Origin of the sequence: Granulicatella seriolae (assembly GCF_024543085.1) — a bacterium.
Lineage (GTDB): Bacteria > Bacillota > Bacilli > Lactobacillales > Aerococcaceae > Granulicatella > Granulicatella seriolae.
This window is the reverse complement of the sequence record NZ_JANHNZ010000001.1, coordinates 96,203-116,221: the sequence shown is the minus strand read 5'-3', so window position 1 is coordinate 116,221 and position 20,019 is coordinate 96,203. Positions and strand designations below refer to the sequence as shown.

General features: G+C 37.9%; 15 protein-coding genes. 14 read left to right on the top strand and 1 reads right to left on the bottom strand.

Annotation, left to right across the window (positions count from 1 at the left end):
* The first annotated feature begins 65 nt into the window (after window positions 1-65).
* The 9 genes from ylqF to NPA36_RS00470 all read left to right on the top strand — a co-directional run bounded on the left by ylqF (window position 66) and on the right by NPA36_RS00470 (window position 10,115).
* Entirely contained in the window at window positions 66-941 is an 876-nt protein-coding gene (gene ylqF, locus NPA36_RS00510) for a ribosome biogenesis GTPase YlqF (RefSeq protein ID WP_256944162.1), read from the top strand.
* Window positions 941-1,702, top strand: coding sequence for a ribonuclease HII (locus tag NPA36_RS00505; protein WP_256944161.1), 762 nt, complete (start codon window positions 941-943; stop codon window positions 1,700-1,702). The genes ylqF and NPA36_RS00505 overlap by 1 nt, the downstream gene beginning before the upstream one ends.
* A 77-nt stretch (window positions 1,703-1,779) precedes the next feature.
* Window positions 1,780-2,646, top strand: a complete 867-nt coding sequence (gene dprA, locus NPA36_RS00500) for a DNA-processing protein DprA (RefSeq protein WP_256944160.1) — start codon at window positions 1,780-1,782, stop codon at window positions 2,644-2,646.
* A gap of 185 nt (window positions 2,647-2,831) precedes the next feature.
* The gene (gene topA / locus NPA36_RS00495; protein WP_256944465.1) at window positions 2,832-4,898 is read left to right on the top strand and encodes a type I DNA topoisomerase; all 2,067 of its coding nucleotides are present in this window, start codon (window positions 2,832-2,834) and stop codon (window positions 4,896-4,898) included.
* A 499-nt stretch (window positions 4,899-5,397) separates the two neighbouring features.
* Window positions 5,398-6,339: a tyrosine recombinase XerC gene (xerC, locus tag NPA36_RS00490; RefSeq protein ID WP_256944159.1), complete on the top strand. Its 942-nt coding sequence runs from the start codon at window positions 5,398-5,400 to the stop codon at window positions 6,337-6,339.
* A gap of 27 nt (window positions 6,340-6,366) precedes the next feature.
* On the top strand, window positions 6,367-6,894 hold the full coding sequence (hslV, locus tag NPA36_RS00485) for an ATP-dependent protease subunit HslV (protein ID WP_256944158.1): 528 nt from the start codon (window positions 6,367-6,369) through the stop codon (window positions 6,892-6,894).
* A gap of 43 nt (window positions 6,895-6,937) precedes the next feature.
* On the top strand, window positions 6,938-8,350 hold the full coding sequence (gene hslU / locus NPA36_RS00480; protein WP_256944157.1) for an ATP-dependent protease ATPase subunit HslU: 1,413 nt from the start codon (window positions 6,938-6,940) through the stop codon (window positions 8,348-8,350).
* Window positions 8,351-8,421: 71 nt separating this feature from the next.
* The gene (gene codY, locus NPA36_RS00475; RefSeq protein WP_256944156.1) at window positions 8,422-9,225 is read left to right on the top strand and encodes a GTP-sensing pleiotropic transcriptional regulator CodY; all 804 of its coding nucleotides are present in this window, start codon (window positions 8,422-8,424) and stop codon (window positions 9,223-9,225) included.
* 23 nt (window positions 9,226-9,248) lie between these two features.
* Window positions 9,249-10,115, top strand: coding sequence for an aldose 1-epimerase family protein (locus NPA36_RS00470; protein WP_256944155.1), 867 nt, complete (start codon window positions 9,249-9,251; stop codon window positions 10,113-10,115).
* Between the two features lie 155 nt (window positions 10,116-10,270).
* On the opposite strand, the gene plsY is transcribed toward NPA36_RS00470, so the two are convergent.
* Window positions 10,271-10,873, bottom strand: a complete 603-nt coding sequence (gene plsY, locus NPA36_RS00465) for a glycerol-3-phosphate 1-O-acyltransferase PlsY (RefSeq protein WP_256944464.1) — start codon at window positions 10,871-10,873, stop codon at window positions 10,271-10,273.
* Between the two features lie 207 nt (window positions 10,874-11,080).
* On the opposite strand from plsY, the gene parE reads away from it, so the two are divergent.
* The 5 genes from parE (at window position 11,081) to NPA36_RS00440 (ending at window position 19,759) form a co-directional block, all read left to right on the top strand.
* A complete protein-coding gene (parE, locus tag NPA36_RS00460) occupies window positions 11,081-13,138 on the top strand; it encodes a DNA topoisomerase IV subunit B (protein WP_256944154.1) in 2,058 nt (685 codons plus the stop codon).
* Window position 13,139: 1 nt separating this feature from the next.
* Window positions 13,140-15,602 (top strand): DNA topoisomerase IV subunit A, encoded by a 2,463-nt coding sequence (gene parC / locus NPA36_RS00455; RefSeq protein WP_256944153.1) that lies wholly within the window; start codon window positions 13,140-13,142, stop codon window positions 15,600-15,602.
* Window positions 15,603-15,874: 272 nt separating this feature from the next.
* Window positions 15,875-18,103 carry a formate C-acetyltransferase gene (gene pflB / locus NPA36_RS00450; RefSeq protein WP_256944152.1) on the top strand — a complete coding sequence of 743 codons (2,229 nt, stop codon included), beginning with the start codon at window positions 15,875-15,877 and terminating at the stop codon, window positions 18,101-18,103.
* Between the two features lie 102 nt (window positions 18,104-18,205).
* Window positions 18,206-18,967: a pyruvate formate-lyase-activating protein gene (pflA, locus tag NPA36_RS00445; RefSeq protein ID WP_256944151.1), complete on the top strand. Its 762-nt coding sequence runs from the start codon at window positions 18,206-18,208 to the stop codon at window positions 18,965-18,967.
* Window positions 18,968-19,114: 147 nt separating this feature from the next.
* Complete coding sequence (locus tag NPA36_RS00440; RefSeq protein ID WP_256944150.1) at window positions 19,115-19,759, top strand: transposase; 645 nt, start codon at window positions 19,115-19,117, stop codon at window positions 19,757-19,759.
* The last annotated feature ends 260 nt before the right edge of the window (window positions 19,760-20,019 follow it).

The following is a 20,019-nucleotide window of genomic DNA, read 5'->3' as shown; positions in this document are numbered from 1 at the left end:
CTTCTATTGTATTCATCATTCAATAAGAAGGAGCCAAGACTCAACCTCTTGAAAGGAGTTTTTTTATGAGTACAATTCAATGGTTCCCCGGACATATGGCTAAAGCCAAGCGAGAGGCGATCGAAAAACTGAAATTAGTGGATATCGTGGTTGAGTGTGTTGATGCACGAATTCCTGAATCAAGCCGTAATCCTTTAGTAGAGGAGATTAAGAGCAATAAGAAACACATTATGGTATTAAACAAGGCAGATTTAGCGGACAGCCAATCAACTAGCCGCTGGATTAATTTTTATCGTTCTCAAGGTATCGAAGCCTACCCACTACAAGCTAAAGATGGGAAGGGATTAGCGACCGTTAAAACCGCTATGAAAAAGATGATGCAAGCCGACTTTGACCGCTTAGCTGCTAAAGGCGTGCTACCAAGACCAATTCGTTTAATGATATTAGGAATTCCTAACGTAGGGAAATCAACTTTTATCAACCGAATTATCCAGAAAAACCAAGCAGAAACTGCCAATAAACCAGGTGTTACCAAGGGACAACGCTGGCTTAAGATTGGAAATGACTTCGAGCTTTTAGACACACCGGGGATTCTATGGCCGAAGTTTGAAGATGCCTTAATTGGGAAAAAATTAGCTGTGACAGGTGCTATCAAAGATACCCTTTTACAAATGGATGATATAGCTTTGTATGCCATAGATGTTTTTAAGGAGTCCAATCCTGAAGGTCTCAAAAGGGTCTATCGTCTAACTGACAGTGATTTAGAGATGGATAATCCTCAGATTCTCATGAAGATAACATCCAATCTTGGTATGAAGGATGACTATGATAGGGCTAGTGAACGTCTAATATATGATATTCGTGGTGGAAAGTTAGGGACCTATACCTTGGATACGCCGCCTGTGTCACCTGTAGTATCTAAAGTGGAGGCAGATGCTTAGTGCAATCAATAAAAGATATTAAAGCACAGCTAGCCTTGATTGAGGATGTTCAGGATAAGTTTCTTATAGAACTTGCTAATGACCAACGAGCAGGAGTTAAAGCTCTTCTTAAATCTTGGCATCGACAATACGAAAAGAAGCAAGCTAGGATAGAGCAGTTTGAAGGCATGCAGTTTTTTGAGAGACAAGCTCGCAGTCGAGGAGCTCAGTGGATAGCTGGTATTGATGAGGTTGGGCGTGGTCCGTTGGCTGGTCCTGTGGTTGCTGCTGCAGTTGTTTTACCAGAGGGAATACAAGACTTAGGTTTTGATGATTCTAAAAAGTTATCTGCAAGCAAACGCCAAGAGATTTTCGATAAAATTATGGTGGAAGCAGTAGCGGTAGGTGTAGGAGTTATTTCACCACAAAGAATTGATGACATCAATATTTATCAAGCTAGTAAGGAAGCTATGAAAGAGGCTATTCTAAACCTGTCACTTGCTCCTGACTATCTCTTGTTGGATGCCATGAATTTAGACTTGGATTTGCCTCAAGACTCCATTATTAAGGGCGATGCTAAGAGTATTTCTATCGCTGCAGCATCTATCGTAGCCAAACAGATTCGAGATAAGATGATGGAAGACTATGCCTTAGAATTTCCTGCTTATGGCTTTGAGAGGAATGCGGGCTATGGGACAGCCCAACACCTTTCAGCACTAGAAACAGTGGGGATTTCTCCTATTCATCGAAAAACATTTGCTCCAGTGAAAAATTATTTGTAGCCATGATTAATCAATCAACACTTTTTTGCGTATCTATATAGTGAACCAACTATATTAATATCAAAGGAGTGTTTTTTGTGTTTTGGACAAAAAGAAGTCTATTAACGGCTATGGCTTGGAGTGAGCGTTTGACTGCCAAAGAATCTGTTGCAATCTACCAACTATTAAGTCAGAGAGTTAGTTTAGTAGAGTGCTTTCCCATGGGCAGGGTTATTGACCTATTGCCGACAAAATTTCTTACTTGGGTGGAAGACAAAAATGTAACGGACTTATACAAGGAATACATGGACCAGTCTATCCATATCATAACCATAGATGACATCAACTACCCTGAACGCTTGCGAGAAATATTTGAACCGCCTATTGTATTATTTGCCAAGGGGAATTTACAGCTCTTAAAAACGACTTGTTTAGGAGTTGTGGGTGGGAGAAGGCACTCTGCATATGGGCAAGAAGTACTCAAGAACTTGCTGCCAGACTTGTGTCAAAGCCGAATAACTATTGTGAGTGGATTAGCCATGGGTATTGACAGTAGCGCTCATCGACTAACCTTAGAGGAAAATGGTAATACAATTGCTGTTATAGGTTGTGGCATTGATCGTGCCTATCCTAGAGAGAATGTTTTCTTGCAAGAACATGTAGCTAAACGAGGATTGCTTATTAGTGAATACCCTCTAGGTAGCAAACCTTTACGCTATCACTTTCCTTATCGAAATCGTATTATTGCTGGCTTGAGTCATGGGGTTCTAGTGGTTGAAGCAGAAAAAAGAAGTGGGAGTCTGATTACAGCTAATCTAGCCTTACAAGAGAATCGCCATGTCTTTGCCGTACCAGGGTCGATTTTTAATCCATTTTCAATGGGGACTAATGAACTGATTGCTGCTGGTGCTACTACAGTAACAGATAGTTCAGACCTAATAGATTGTTTGGATTATTATAACTAAAGAGCTGGTATGAGCTCATATACTCATATAATAGAAGTAATCAGTAATTCTTGTAATTTGGTAAAGTTCTCTGCTTTTTTCTCTTCTATTTGACAAAGCCTATATGAATAGAATATGATGTATTACGATTTAAGGGTGGCGGTCGCCATCATAAGAAAGGGGCAAATTGGTTGGCAACTAAAACAATAAAAAATTTAGTCATCGTCGAATCACCCACGAAAGCAAAAACGATAGAACGTTATTTAGGGAAGAATTTTAAAGTCGTTGCAAGTAAAGGACATTTAAGAGATTTGCCAAAAAGCAAAATGGGTGTCGATGTTGAAAATAATTATGAGCCACATTATATTTCTATCAGAGGTAAGGGAGATTTAATTAAGTCCCTAAAAAGAGAAGCTGCCAAAGCAGATAATGTTTATCTAGCAAGTGACCCGGATAGAGAAGGGGAAGCTATTGCATGGCACTTGGCTCATCTACTAGGGTTAGATACAACAAAGCCAATTCGTGTTGAGTTTAATGAGATTACCAAAGATGCCGTCAAAGATGCATTTAAAAATCCAAGAACGATTGATATGAATTTGGTGGATTCTCAACAAGCTAGACGTGTTTTAGATAGACTTGTTGGTTATACGATTTCACCTATTTTATGGAAGAAAATTAAAAAAGGGTTGAGTGCTGGTCGAGTACAAAGCGTGGCCTTAAAGTTAATTATCGACCGTGAAGATGAGATTAAGGCCTTCGTACCAGAAGAATATTGGTCGTTAACAGGGCAATTTAAAAAAGCTAGAAGTCAATTTACGGCTAATTTTTATGGAGTTAATCGCAAGAAGCTACCATTATCTAACGAAGAATCAGTTCAAGATATTCTCAAACAAATTGACGAGAAAAAAGATTTTACGATTGAAAAAGTTACTAAAAAGGAACGACGCCGTAATCCGGGATTGCCATTCACCACTAGTAGTTTGCAGCAAGAAGCTTCTGGTAAGTTAAACTTTAGAACGCGTAAAACCATGATGATTGCTCAACAACTTTATGAGGGGATTTCTTTGGGGAGACAAGGGTCTACGGGGTTGATTACCTATATGCGTACGGATTCAACTCGAGTATCTGATTCGTCTAAAGCTGAGGCTAAGGAATACATTTTAGGCCAGTTTGGTGCAGAATATTCTAATAGCCAAGGTCAAAAATCCAAGAAGATTGAAGGCGCACAAGATGCCCATGAAGCTATCCGACCATCTTCAGTTATGAGAACACCAGATTCGATAGCATCTTACTTGTCCAAAGATCAATTAAAACTGTATTCTTTAATTTGGTCTCGCTTTGTCGCAAGTCAAATGACTGCGGCAGTTTATGACACAGTGCAAGTTGATATTGAGCAAGGAGCTGTTATGTTTAGAGCAAACGGCTCAACGATTAAGTTTCCAGGCTATCAAAAAGTGTACCAAGATCAAACGGATGCTAAAAAAGATAACCGATTACCAGAGTTAGAAGTTGGGGACTTGGTTAACCTAGTGAAACTGGATAAAGAACAACACTTTACCCAACCACCAGCTCGCTATTCTGAAGCGACTTTAATTAAAACACTTGAAGAAATCGGTGTTGGTCGCCCATCAACGTATGCACCAACCATTGAAACCATTCAAAAACGGTACTATGTCAAATTAGTTGCAAAACGATTTGAACCAACAGAACTTGGTGAGATTGTTAATACCATGATTAATGGGTATTTCCCAAATATTGTTGATACTCATTTTACAGCGGCTATGGAGACCGATTTGGACCAGATTGAAGAAGGTCAAGAACAATGGACCAAAGTCATTGATAGATTCTACAGACCATTTATTACAGAAGTAGAAAAAGCTGAAAGTGAAATTGAAAAGATTCAAATTAAAGATGAACCTGCTGGCTTTGACTGTGATCAATGTGGAAGTCCGATGGTTATTAAACTAGGTCGCTTTGGGAAATTCTATGCTTGTTCCAACTTCCCAGAATGTCATAATACGCAAGCGATTGTGAAAACGATTGGAGTAGAATGTCCTGTTTGCCATAAGGGCCAAGTTATCGAACGCAAATCTAAGAAGAATCGAATTTTCTACGGTTGTGACAGATATCCTGAGTGTGAATTTGTGTCTTGGGATAAACCAATTGGAAGAGATTGTCCAAAATGTCAAAGCTACCTCGTTGAAAAGAAAGTCAAAGGTGGCAAACAAATTGTTTGTAGCAAGGGAGATTACTCTGAAGAAGTGCAAAAATGATGAGAGTGCTAAAAATATAAAAGGAAAATTCCCAATCTGAGATATTGATGAAATGGAAGTAGTTCTTAAGTAGAAAAGAGTCTCTAGCCCATTTGTCAGAAATCAAAACGGTTGCACCGCCGTGAGCCTTGGTCTCACGGCTTAGCTGTCTACGTAGCTGTAAATCGGCTAAAGCCGAAACAGCTACTGTGCGTCAGCTATGCTCTACACCGTGATTTCCGACAAATGGGCTAGAGACTCAATTTTTAACTAAATAAAACTCTTTGATAAAGCTTTACTAAAGGTGGCTCTTGCATAACTTGTCAGAGTTGCCTTTTTTATTATGAAGCTATAATAAATGATTGGTGAAATCTTTAGTATATAAGTCTTAAAGTTCTGTAAAGGAAGATAATTTGTTAACTTACTGAAGTCATTTTGTGTATAATATAAATTAGATTGGATATATATTCAATTTTGAATAGTTTGACAATAAGCATTTGTCATAAAAAGAGGTTGAAAGATGAATACATTAAAAACACAATTTCTTACCAATCTATCGGTGGAGAGACGTTACTCTCCTCAGACCATTATTGCTTATGGAAGAGATATTGATCGGTTTATGACCTTTATGGAAAAGGTTGGTATTCAAGACTTTAGTGCAGTGACTTTAGCAGATGTAAGAATTTTCCTAGGAGAACTTCATCAAGAAAAACAAAGTCGTACATCTATTTCTAGGTATCTGTCAACATTACGGTCATTTTATACCTATTTAGTGGATATGGAAGGCTATGACTCCAATCCTTTTAGTCAGGTCTCTTATAAAAAAGGGCAAGATAGGTTGCCACAAGTTATTTATGAAGAAGAAATGGCTATTTTTTTCGAGTCTTTACAGGGGGATACGCCTTTGGACATTCGCAACCGAGCCATTATTGAAATTCTCTATGCTTGTGGTTTACGGGTCAGCGAACTGGTTAACTTAACCCTTAACCAAATTGATTGGCATGTAGACGTTTTACTGGTCATTGGTAAGGGCAATAAGGAGCGGTATGTTCCTTTTGGTTCACAAGCTAAGAAAGCCTTGCAACAATACATCAATCAAGCAAGAGTGGACCTTATGTTGGCTCACCATAAAGAACATGACTTTGTTTTCGTTAACCATTTGGGCGATCAACTAACACCTAAGGGCATTGAGTATATTTTGGACCAAGCTATCAAGAAAACTAGTTTGACAAACCAAGTTCATCCCCATACATTTAGGCATTCCTTTGCAACCCATTTATTGAATAATGGAGCTGATCTTAGGACAGTTCAGGAGTTATTGGGACATGCTAGTCTTTCGTCTACACAAATCTATACACATGTATCCAAAGAGAGTCTGCAAAAAAACTACCAAAATTTCTTTCCAAGAGCTAAAAAAACGACTACCAAGGACGGCTTTGATCCAAGTAGTTTTGACAAATAAACGAGAACATCAGATAAGGAGAAAACTATGACAACAATTTGTGCAGTAAAAAAAGGCCAACAATCAGCGATGGCAGGTGATGGTCAAGTAACCATGGGCGAATCAGTGATTATGAAAGGCAGTGCCCGCAAAATCCGTAAAATATATGACAACCAAGTTTTGGTTGGATTTGCAGGTGGAGTGGCAGATGCTATCACCTTAGAAGAAATGTTTGAAGAAAAATTAAGACAATACAAAGGCAACTTGCAACGAGCTGCGATTGAAATGGCTAAGGAATGGCGTACCAATCGTTCCTTACAAAAATTAGAAGCGCTTTTAATTGTCATGAATAAGGACCAATTATTGATGGTTTCAGGTACAGGGGAAGTTATCGAACCGGATGATGGCATCTTAACCATAGGATCTGGCGGAAATTTTGCCTTATCAAGTGCTAGAGCCTTGCTACGTTTTGGTGACAAGGACTTAACCGCAGAAGAAATTGCTAAAGAAAGTTTACTAATCGCTTCAGAGATTGATGTTTACACTAATAACTCTATCCTGACAGAAGTATTATAAGATAACTTTCTAAAAAGAGAAGAATAAGGAGACAAAAAAATCTATGAATCAAGAAATTAATATGACACCTAGAGAAGTTGTAGCGGAATTAGACCGTTATATTATTGGACAAAATGATGCCAAACGAGCTGTAGCTGTAGCCCTTAGAAATCGTTACCGCCGTCTTCTCCTAGATGAAGAAATGAAAAAAGAAGTAACGCCAAAAAATTTACTGATGATTGGACCTACCGGAGTCGGTAAAACGGAACTTGCTCGTCGTTTGGCAACCATGGTCAATGCACCATTTGTCAAGGTTGAAGCGACTAAGTTTACGGAAGTCGGCTATGTTGGTCGTGACGTTGAATCGATGGTTCGTGACTTAGTTGAAAATGCCATTCAGATTGTGGCAAAGGTTAAAAAAGAAGAAGTTCGTGGGCAAGCCTATAGCAACGCTATTAAGAAATTAGCCAAGTTAATGAAACCAGGCATTATGAAACAAGTTCGAGACCCACAACGTGACCAAATGGCATCTATGTTTGAATCATTAGGACTTCCTCAAACGGGTATGGAGCCTAAGGTGCAAGAAGAAGTAACGGAAGAAGTTGCTAAATCACGCAAAGAAATAGAACAACAATTACGTGATGGCAAACTACAAAACCAAGAAGTCACCATTGAAGTTACTGAAAAACAGTTAAAAGCTGGAAATTTTGGTGGGGCTATGGAGCAAATGGGTCAAATCCAATCTATGCTAGAAAACCTAACACCGGCTAAAAAATCAAAACGGACCGTTACTGTAGCGGAGGCCATTGAATTATTAACTCAAGAAGAAGCGGACAAACTAGTTAACCAAGAAGATATTCATGCAGAAGCCTTAAAGTTAGCTGAAACATCAGGAATTATCTTTATTGATGAGATTGATAAGATTGCCGTTAGAAACCATCAAGGTGGCGGTGGAGAAGTTTCTAGAGAAGGTGTTCAAAGAGATATCTTACCAATTGTTGAGGGTAGTCAAGTCAATACCAAATATGGGATGATTCAAACCGATCATATTCTTTTCATTGCTTCAGGTGCCTTTCATGTGGCTAAGCCAAGTGATTTAATGCCAGAACTGCAAGGGCGTTTTCCAATTCGTGTGGAGTTACAAGATTTAACGGAAGAGGACTTTGAAAGAATTTTAACGGAGCCAAATAATGCCTTATTAAAACAATACAAGGCCTTACTTGCAACTGAAAATATTGAGGTCATCTTTACCAAAGAAGCCGTAAAACGTCTAGCTCAAATTGCCTTTGATGTTAACAGTCGTACTGAAAATATTGGAGCTCGTCGTTTGCATACTATTTTAGAACGGCTATTAGAAGAATTACTCTTTGAAGCTCCTGATATGTATATGGGTTCTATCCAAATTACAGAACAATATGTTGACAGTAAGTTAGCAAGCATTCAAGAAGATCAAGATTTAAGCCGATACATTCTATAAAAATAAATGGGTTTGAGTAATGGTTGATTTATAAGCAACCATTACTCAAATAGAAAAAAGGGGATGGCTGAGTGGAAAGTGTTTTAAGAGATTTACGGAAGATTAATCGCGTATTGCAACATGAAAATATGTGGGTAGATAAGTCTGCATCTGATTTACCTTTTGATGTTTTGGCCGAAATGTTGGGTGCCATGTTAAAGGTGGACTTGTATATCATTTCAAAAGAAGGCAGAATATTAGGGTATCATGATGAATTTAAAGTTTCTAATCCTCGCTTAACTGACTATATTCAAAAACGTCAGTTGCCTAGTTTTTACACAGACCAACTAAAGCATATAGAAAGCACCAGTGAAAATATTGCTTTTGACTCAGAATTGACTATTTTTCCAGTAGAAGAAAAAGTTCAATTTATTTCGGGTAAAACGACAATTATTCCAATCTTTGCCTCTGGTAGTCGTTTAGGTTCTGTTATTATGGGGCGCATTGAGCCAATTTTTTCAACAAGTGATTTGCTTTTAGCCGAACATGCTGCGACAGTCATCGGGACTGAGCTGCTACACTGGCAAACAGAGCAAATTGCACAAGTCAATCGGGAGAGACGTAATGTGCAACTAGCCTTAAACAGTTTATCTTATAGTGAGCTGCAAGCTATTCGTGCTATTTTTGACAATTTGGATAGTCTTGAAAGGATTATTACCGCATCAAAAATTGCCACAGAATATGGGATTACGAGATCAGTCATTGTTAATGCCATTCGAAAATTGGAGTCTGCTGGAATCATTGATAGTCGCAGTCTGGGTATGAAAGGGACATTTATTAAGATTAAGAATCAGAATATTGCAGAGACCATTCGTCAAGAGCTAGAAAAAGACTAAGAGTTACTGGGGGAAGAAAACGTATGAACTATACAATTGAAAATGACTATTTATCGATTACCGTGAAAGATAAGGGAGCTGAATTAACTTCTTTATTCTCAAGAGGCAATCAAAAAGAGTATCTTTATCAAGTACAAGAAGGCTTTTGGAACAAACAATCACCCGTTTTATTTCCGTTTATTGGGGCTTTGAAAGATGACCAGTATTCCTATCAAGGGCAAACGTATAGCATGACCAAACATGGTTTTGCCAGAGATCATATCTTTGAGTTGGCAGATAAGTCTATTAATCGGTTGGATTTTGTTTTATCTAGCCGAACTACCAAGCTGGAAAACTACCCATTTGACTATGAATTTCATATTATTTACCATTTGATTAAGGATACCTTAGTTGTTAAATACAAGGTGGTTGCTGGTGACAATGACTTGTATTTCACAGTTGGTGGTCATCCAGCCTTTAACGTACCATTAGCAAAAGACTTAAGCTTTGAAGATTACTTTGTTGAGATCAAAACAGCAGGCCCAATCGATCGTTACCCGCTAAATGGTGCCTACATCGATCAATCTCTTATTGTTAGAGATGCTCCTAAACAAATCGCTTTGAAACACGACTTGTTTACCAATGATTTACTTTTGTATAAAACGCCAAATGCGACTAAAATCTCCATACGTAGTGAAAAAGACCCAAGTGGTGTTGCACTGACTTATTCTAGTGTTCCTTATGTAGGTTTGTGGACGTTAACTAATCATGCGCCGTTTTTATGTATTGAGCCATGGACTGGTTTGCCAGATGATATCAATTCTAATGGACAGTTGCAAGATAAGTTAGGTATCCAACATTTAGATGCTGGTAAAGAGTTTATTATGGATTACACGATTGAAGTTTTTTAGGAGAGTTGCCAGATTATCCGAGATTCTTTTATAACTATCTTATTAGACTTCAAAATGAATTCCGAATAAGTTTGCAAATCGAAAAACGCCCAAATTCCGTTTGAACCGTAATTTGGGCGTTTTTTTAATGCTTAGAATTTGTATTCAGTTTTCACTTATTTTGTATCTTGTTTCTTCTCCCAAGGGAAGGTCACTTTGCTTTCGGTTCCGTCTAGGATTCGTTTGATATTTGAGCGGTGGCGATAGATGATAAAGAGGTCTGCTACAAGGGATATTGTGGTTAAAAACCAATCCTGATAAAACAAGGTTAAAAGAACACCAATGCTTATAGTGACCATGCTGGTTAAGCTAACCATTCTAGTGAGGTAAAGGGTCACTAGAAAGATTACTAGACAAACTAAAACAACTAGAGGAATATAGGCTAGCATTACCCCAGAAAAGGTTGCAACAGCCTTGCCGCCTCTGAATTGGGCGAAGATAGGAAAGGTATGCCCCAAAACGGCAAAGGCTCCAACAAACAGAGGACTAAATGGAAATGTTGGTAGTAGATAGGTAGCAATGAGAACTGGAATTGCTCCTTTAGCAAGATCCATAAATAAGACTATGGTTCCTGCTTTTGGACCTAGGACGCGGAAGGTATTGGTAGTACCCATATTACCGCTACCCATCTGTCTGATATCCGTTTGGTAAAAATATTGGCCAACCCATACACCAGAAGGAATGGACCCTAATAAATAAGCCAGAAGGCAGTTAATCATTATAATTGGTAGATTCACGTCAATTACTCCTTTTGTAAACTATTTCCAGTTTATCATGAAAATTAAATTTTGTCTTTTACAAGTGTATTTTCTTTAAGGAATAATTGTCAATGTCTTGCAAAATCACAGATTTGAAGTATTATAGAATAGATGTTCTTGCAATAGTGGTCATCTACTTAGATAGGGATCAGGTAAAGGAGTTAGATAATGGTAAAAGTAAATAAAAACGCATATAATGATGAATCTATTCAAGTCCTAGAAGGCTTGGAAGCTGTTAGAAAAAGACCAGCCATGTATATCGGTTCAACCGACCAAAGAGGATTGCACCATTTGGCTTATGAGATTGTGGATAATGCAGTTGATGAGGCACTCTCTGGATATGCAACAGAAATAGATGTCGTTATCCACAAAGACTTGTCTCTTACCGTGACTGACAACGGACGTGGTATGCCAACTGGGAATCACGCTTCTGGCAAACCAACCATTCAAGTAATTTTTACAATCTTACATGCGGGTGGTAAATTTGGTAAGGGCGGCTATACAACATCTGGAGGTCTACATGGCGTTGGTGCCAGTGTGGTAAATGCCTTGTCAGACTGGTTAAAAGTAACAGTTCGACGTGATGGCTTTGAATACACTCAAGATTTTGTTCAAGGCGGAAAACCGAAAGGCAATTTGAAAAAGGCTAAAACAGCTCAAAAACATTCTGGAACGACAGTTTCCTTTTTGCCGAGTGCAGAATCTTTTTCAACCTTGAATTGGTCGTATGAAACATTAGCGGAACGATTACGTGAATCAGCTTTTCTTTTAAAAGACTTAACCATCAGTTTACTGGATGAACGGACTGGAGAATCAGAAGTCTTCCATTATGACAATGGGATTCGTGATTTCATTGATTATCTGAACGAAGAAAAAGATACCGTTTCACCGGTTGTCTATTTTGATGGTGAGATTGAAGGCATTGAAACGGAATTTGCCTTTCAATACAATGATGGCTACTCAGAGACCATTCTGTCATTTGTCAATAATGTACGTACCAAAGATGGGGGGACCCATGAAGTAGGGATGAAGACAGCTTTGACAAAAGCCTTTAATGAGTATGCTCGAAAAATTGGTATGTTGAAAGAAAAGGACCGTAATCTTGAAGGAAGTGATGTAAGAGAAGGGATTACAGCCATCGTATCCTTACGAATTCCAGAAGAAGTTCTTCAATTCGAAAGCCAAACCAAAGACAAACTAGGAACTCCAAAGGCTAGAGGAATAGTTGATAACATTGTTAATGAACAACTAGGCTACTTTTTGGCTGAAAATGGCGAAATCGCACAAGAACTATTGCGAAAAGCTATTAAGGCTCGTGAAGCTAGAGATGCTTCAAGAAAAGCTCGCGAAGAGTCACGCAATGGTAAGAAAAAGAAAAATGAAACCATTTTATCAGGGAAACTAACACCCGCTCAAGGCAAAAATCCAAAACGAAATGAATTATATTTAGTTGAGGGAGATTCTGCTGGTGGCTCAGCCAAACAAGGTCGTGACCGTAAATTTCAAGCTATACTACCTCTTAGAGGGAAAGTTATCAATACAGAAAAAGCCTCTATTTCTGATATTTTAAAAAATGAAGAAATTAATACTATGATTTATACCATTGGAGCTGGTGTAGGAAGCGATTTTCAAATTGAAGATTGTAACTATGATAAAATCGTCATCATGACGGATGCCGATACAGATGGAGCCCACATCCAAGTCTTGCTCTTGACCTTCTTCTATCGCTATATGAAGCCTCTTTTTGAAGCTGGTAAAATTTATTTAGCCTTACCACCGTTATTTAAAATTTCTAAAGGCACTGGAAAGAAACAAGTAACCGAATATGCCTGGACAGAAAGTGAACTTGAAGAAAAGATTAAAAAAGTGGGCAAAGGTTATCTATTGCAACGGTACAAGGGACTTGGGGAAATGAATGCTGATCAATTGTGGGAGACGACTATGGACCCGGAATCACGTACTTTGATTCGTGTGGTTCTAGATGACAAAGCTCAAGCAGAACGCCGTGTCAGCACTTTAATGGGTAACAAAGTAGAACCACGTAGAAAATGGATTGAAAAACATGTAGAGTTTCGTTTAGGCGATGAAAAGAGCATTCTAGAAACAGAACTTCCTCGTGCTGCGGCCAAGAATGTAACGAGTGAAGAGCTTATGGAAGAACAAATTCATCACCAAGAGAATCTAGATGATGCTCAACAATTATCTCTATTGTTAGAGGAGGAATAAGATGACCACTGAACAAGACATTCAAGTATTGAACCTAGAAGATGTCATGGGCGATCGTTTTGGTCGCTATTCTAAATATATCATCCAAGACCGTGCCCTTCCTGATATTCGTGACGGCTTAAAACCAGTGCAGCGTCGTATCTTATATGCTATGTATGCAGAAGGCAACAGTAGTGATAAACAATTTAGGAAATCGGCAAAAACGGTAGGGAATGTTATCGGTAATTACCATCCCCATGGAGACTCGTCTGTGTATGAAGCCATGGTTCGCCTTAGCCAAGACTGGAAATTGCGAGAAGTATTGGTCGAAATGCACGGCAATAATGGTAGTATGGACGGCGATCCAGCTGCTGCTATGCGGTATACGGAAGCCCGTTTGTCAAAAATCTCGGAAGAATTATTACGAGATATTGACAAAGAAACAGTAGAATTTGTTTTAAATTTTGATGATACCGATCAAGAGCCAACTGTTTTACCAGCCCGTTTCCCTAACTTATTGGTTAATGGATCAACAGGTATTTCTGCTGGTTACGCAACAGAAATACCTACTCATAACTTAGGCGAAGTGATTGATGCTACTGTTCATCTTATCGACAAACCAAATGCAACCGTTAAGGATTTGATGACCTTTGTCAAAGGACCTGATTTTCCAACAGGTGCTATTATACAAGGGGTTGAAGAATTAGAATCTGCCTATCAAACAGGTAGAGGTAAGGTAGTCGTACGTTCAAAAACAGCTATAGAAGCTATTAAAGGCGGAAAGTCACAAATTGTCATTTCTGAAATTCCTTATGAGGTGAACAAGGCTAATCTAGTTAAAAAAATGGATGAAATTCGTGTCAATCGTAAGATCGAAGGCATTGCGGAAGTTCGTGATGAATCTGACCGTACAGGCCTCCAAATTGTTGTCGAATTAAAAAAAGAAGCGAATGCTGATGGCATATTGAACTATCTTTTTAAAAATACTGATTTACAAATCAATTATAATTTTAATATGGTAGCCATTGATGAACGTCGGCCTATGCAAGTAGGATTAAAAAAGATTTTAAGTTCCTATATTGACTATCAAAAAGAAGTTATCACCAAGAGAACAACTTACAATTTGGCAAAAGCTCAAAACAGATTGCACATTGTAGATGGATTGATGAAAGCTTTATCGATTTTAGATGAAGTAATCGCATTGATTAGAGAGAGTAAAGATAAAAAAGATTCTAAGAATCGGTTACAAGAAGCGTTTGGTTTCTCTGAAATTCAAGCAGAGGCTATTGTGTCCTTACAATTATATCGTCTAACCAATACCGATATTACAGCTCTACAAAATGAAAAACTCGATTTGAATGAACAGGTAGCAACCTATCAAAGTATCTTAAAATCTGAAAAGGTTCTTCTACAAGTCATGAAGAGCGAACTTCGAACCATCAAGAAGACTTATGCTACGCCACGTTTAACACAAATTGAAGATAAGATAGAAGAAATTAAGATAGAACAAGAAATCCTAATCCCAGATGAGGAAGTCATGGTAGTTGTCACTAAACAAGGCTACTACAAACGGACTAGCTTGCGCTCTTATCAGGCCTCTGCATCTGAAGCGCCAGCTATGAAAGATGATGATGAGATCTTGCTAGCTCAAAAAACATCTACACTATCGAATTTGGTTGCCTTTACCAATAAGGGTAATTATATCCATATTCCTGTTCATGAATTACCAGATATGAAATGGAAAGATATGGGACAACATATCAGCCAATCCATTACTTTGGTAGCTAATGAAGGGGTTTTAAGAGCCCAAATCGTTCCTAAACTGTTAAACGAAGGGCTTGATACATTAGTTTTCATGACCAAAGAGGGTATGATTAAACAAACCTATTTCCACGATTTCCAATCTTTTAGAGGTTACAAAACTCGAACCAGTAAAGCTATTAAGTTAAAAACGGCAAGTGATGAAGTTGTTGCGATCCATTTAGCAACTGGACCAGACTATCAAGTCTTCTTGACGACCCATTGTGGTTTTGCCTTGCGTTATACCTTGGATGAAGTACCTATTGTTGGAACGATAGCTAGCGGTGTAAAAGCTATTAATCTTAGAAAAGAAGATTACTTAGTGGCCGGAACTATATATCCATCTCAAACTAGTCGTCCTGCCTTACTCTTTGTGACGCAAAGAGGAGGGGTTAAACGAATGAATCCTGAGGAAGTTTCAATTTTAAGTCGGGCCAAGCGAGGGCTTATGGTTCTTAAAGAACTGAAAGTTAGACCTCACCGAATGATCTTTGTATCTAATCTGCTTACTAAAGAAGAAAGCTTTACCGTGCGAACCGATAAAGGACAAGTCTTTGACGTAGACCCATCCTCTTATGCTTTGTCAGAACGTACTTCTAATGGGTCATACTTGTTTAAGGATGATGTGGAAGAGGTTACAGACATTGTGAAAAACCACGTCAATATTCTATCTATTGGAGAATAAAATGCTCTGTATAGCCACAGATGACTGTATTATATAACAGTTATCTGTGGCTTTTTAATACAGTTTATTCTATATCTAGTGGTTGTTGATATTTTTAAATTCTTTTGTATACTGCCAAATATTGGCTTTTTTGTGTGTTTATAGGCATTTTTTTAAATTTTTTTGACTTTTTCCTCTTGTATCTGTTGCGCTTTTCTAAAAAAGTGTTATAATAAAGATGTAAATAACTGTTATATATTTCACAAAGGGTAAAAATTTAAGGAGGAACAAGAATGGAACAATGGAACGGTTTTAAGGGTAATGTTTGGAAACAAGAAGTAAACGTACGTGACTTCATCCAAGAAAACTTTGACCTATACGAAGGAGACGACAGTTTCCTTGCTGGACCTACTGAAGCAACAAAAGAATTATGGAAACAAGTAATGGAACTTAATGTTAAAGAACGTGAAGCTGGTGGCGTATTAGATATGGATACAAAAGTTGTATCTACTATTACTTCACACGGACCAGGTTACTTAAACAAAGATTTAGAAACAGTTGTTGGATTCCAAACTGAAAAACCATTTAAACGTAGCTTGCAACCATTTGGTGGTATCCGTATGAGTGAAGCATCAGCTGAAGCTTATGGCTTCAAGATTGATGAAGAAATTTCTCATATCTTCCGTGACTATCGTAAGACACATAATCAAGGCGTCTTTGATGCTTACACACCTGAAATTCGTGCAGCTCGTAAGAGTGGGGTTATCACTGGTCTTCCTGATGCTTATGGTCGTGGACGTATCATTGGTGACTACCGTCGTGTCGCTCTATATGGAGTAGATCGTCTAATTGCTGAAAAACAAAAAGATTATGCTAACATTGGTGATGGAACTATGTCAGAAGACGTTATCCGTCTACGTGAAGAAGTTTCTGAACAATACCGTGCATTATTAGAATTAAAAGAATTAGGAAATATCTATGGTTTTGATATTTCTCAACCTGCTACAACAGCTAAAGAAGCTTTCCAATGGTTATACCTAGGATATCTAGCAGCTATTAAAGAACAAAACGGTGCAGCGATGTCATTAGGACGTACATCTACTTTCTTAGATATTTACGTACAACGTGACTTAGCTAACGGAACATTAACAGAAGAAGAAGCACAAGAAATTGTTGACCACTTTGTTATGAAATTACGTTTAGTTAAATTTGCTCGTACACCTGAATACAATGATTTATTCTCAGGTGACCCAACTTGGGTAACGGAATCAATCGCTGGTGTTGGTGAAGATGGACGCCCATTGGTAACAAAAAACAGCTTCCGTTTCTTACACACACTAAACAACTTAGGCCCAGCGCCAGAACCAAACTTGACAGTTCTTTGGTCAACACGTTTACCAGAAAACTTCAAGAAATTCGCTGCTAAAACATCTATCAACACTTCAGCAATCCAATATGAAAATGATGATGTTATGCGTCCTGAATGGGGAGACGACTACGGAATCGCATGTTGTGTATCTGCAATGCGTATCGGTAAACAAATGCAATTCTTCGGAGCTCGTGCGAACTTAGCGAAAACATTGTTATATGCTATCAATGGTGGTGTTGATGAAAAATCTAAAGCTCAAGTTGGACCAAGATTCCAACCAATCACAAGCGAAATTTTAGACTACAAAGAAGTTGTAGACAAATTTAACGACATGATGGAATGGGTATGTGGTATGTACTTAAATACTCTAAACATTATCCACTACATGCATGACAAATATAGCTATGAAAGACTTGAAATGGCTCTTCATGACACAGAAATTCTACGTACAATGGCAACAGGTATTGCTGGATTCTCTGTAACAGTTGACTCATTATCAGCCATCAAATATGCAACGGTTAAAACTATCCGTGATGAAAACGGCTTAGTAGTTGACTACGATGTAGAAGGCGATTTCCCTAAATTTGGTAACAATGATGATCGTGCCGATGACATTGCTATCTGGTTATTGAAAGAATTCATGACCAAAGTTAAAAAACACAAAACTTACCGTAATGCAAAACACACTACGTCAATTCTTACCATTACATCTAACGTTGTTTATGGTAAGAAAACAGGTAACACACCTGATGGACGTCGTTCCGGCGAACCATTTGCACCGGGTGCTAACCCAATGCATGGACGTGACACTCATGGTGCTTTAGCGTCACTTTCATCAGTTGCAAAAGTTCCTTATGAATATGCACTTGACGGAATCTCAAATACATTCTCAATCATTCCTAAAGCCTTAGGACGTGAATTAGATGTACAAGAAGATAACTTAGTGGCTATGCTTGATGGTTATGCATTTAAAGGTGGTCATCACTTGAATATCAACGTATTCAACCGTGACACTTTATTAGATGCTATGGAACATCCAGAAGAATACCCACAATTAACAATCCGTGTGTCTGGTTACGCAGTTAACTTCATCAAGCTAACTCGTGAACAACAATTGGATGTTATCAACCGTACAATGCACGAAAGCATGTAAGACAAACTCACTTAAGATGTTGTGAATAGAAATCAACAAATAAGCGGATGGACACTGTCGTCCATTCGCTTATTTACATTAGTGAAAAGGAGTGGGACAGAAATGACTGAACCTGTAGTCGGTTATATTCACTCTACTGAAAGTTTTGGCTCAGTAGATGGTCCTGGAATTCGATTTGTGACTTTTATGCAAGGCTGTCGTATGCGTTGCGAGTTTTGTCATAATCCAGACACTTGGAATATTGGCACGGGCCACAAAAGAATAACAGATGAATTGTTACAAGAAGCTTTGAAATATCGTCCTTTCTGGGGGAAAAAGGGTGGTGTCACCATCAGCGGTGGGGAACCACTTCTACAAATAGATTTTCTAATTGACTTCTTTAGAAAATGTAAGGAACAAGGGGTACACACAACGCTTGATTCTTGTGGTATGCCTTTCACTTATGACGAACCATTTTTCAGCAAGTTTGAAGAATTACTTCAATATACTGATTTGATTCTCTTGGATTTAAAACACATTGACTCAGAAGGGCACCGCAAAATGACAGGCTGGCCAAACGATAATATTCTAGAATTGGCAAGATATCTTTCTCGAAAAGGTCAACCAGTTTGGATTCGTCATGTCCTTGTGCCTGAGAGAACTGACTATGACGAGTACTTATACCGATTGAGCGACTTTGTTGCAGAATTAAAAAATGTTCAGAAATTTGAAATTCTTCCTTACCATAAATTAGGGGTATACAAGTGGAAAAATCTAGGAATCCCATATAAGTTGGATGGTATTGAACCACCAACACCAGAACGTGTTGAAAATGCACGTAGAATATTGAATACAGATTCTTATACAGGATTCTTAACCGCATAATATGCATAAATGACAATTAAAAAGGTGCTTTCCACAAATCCTGTGAGAAGCATCTTTTTCTTTTTTTTAATACAAAATTTTGCAACCAACAAAGTGCTTACATGATACAATGTTAGTAACAGAAAACCACAATCAGGAGGCGCTTGAATGTATAAACAGTATGATAGCTCAGAAGGTTCACTTGTACCAAATTTTGATTATACGATCCCTGAAGATCATGATGCACTTTTTATCAGTCAATTCGTTGATTCCATTCCAGATACCGAATTTTCTGACTCTTTAATCTTTACGGGTCGTCCTAATCACCACCCAAGAATGTTACTTAAAATGATCCTTTTTGCTTATTCTCGTTCTGTCTTTAGTGGTCGTAAAATCGTTCAGATGAATGAGGAAGAGTTGCCAATGAGATGGTTAACACGAGATCAGTATGTTTCTTATCATTTCATCAATAATTTTCGAGAGAATCCTACTATTTGTATTCTCATTCCAAAAGCGTATATCTATTTTCTTATGCTTCTAAAAGAGCGTGACCATGTCAAAAATAAGGCTGTTTCTACTGATGAAACCAAGATAGATTCTGATGCCAATAAAAACTTTTTTGTATGGAAAAGAATATCCAACAGATACAATGATAGATTTAATGAAAAGATTAAAGATATTTATGATGAATTAATTGGACATAAAGTAAAGAAGGCTATTGCAGATGATGAACGAGATACGGGTGCAGATCTAGAGCAAATGATTGAGAGAATAGGAGTAGATTTAAAAAACTTAAACATGGAGGATTATTAAACTACCTTGTGGTAAAGATATCAAAAACAACTTCCTTCTCTTGATATTGAGTATACACCTAAGTAGATTACGCCAAATAATTATTGAAAGAGCTGTATTGACAGTTATTTTTATTGACATAAAAATCGTCAAGTTTCTCGAAAGTTGTTCGAGAAACTTGACGATTTTTGAATAAGCTAATTTTTTTGAACTATGGTTTACACTGTTATTTCTGATCAATCTCATTTGAGGACTTAGTTACAAATAGTAGGTAAGCCATT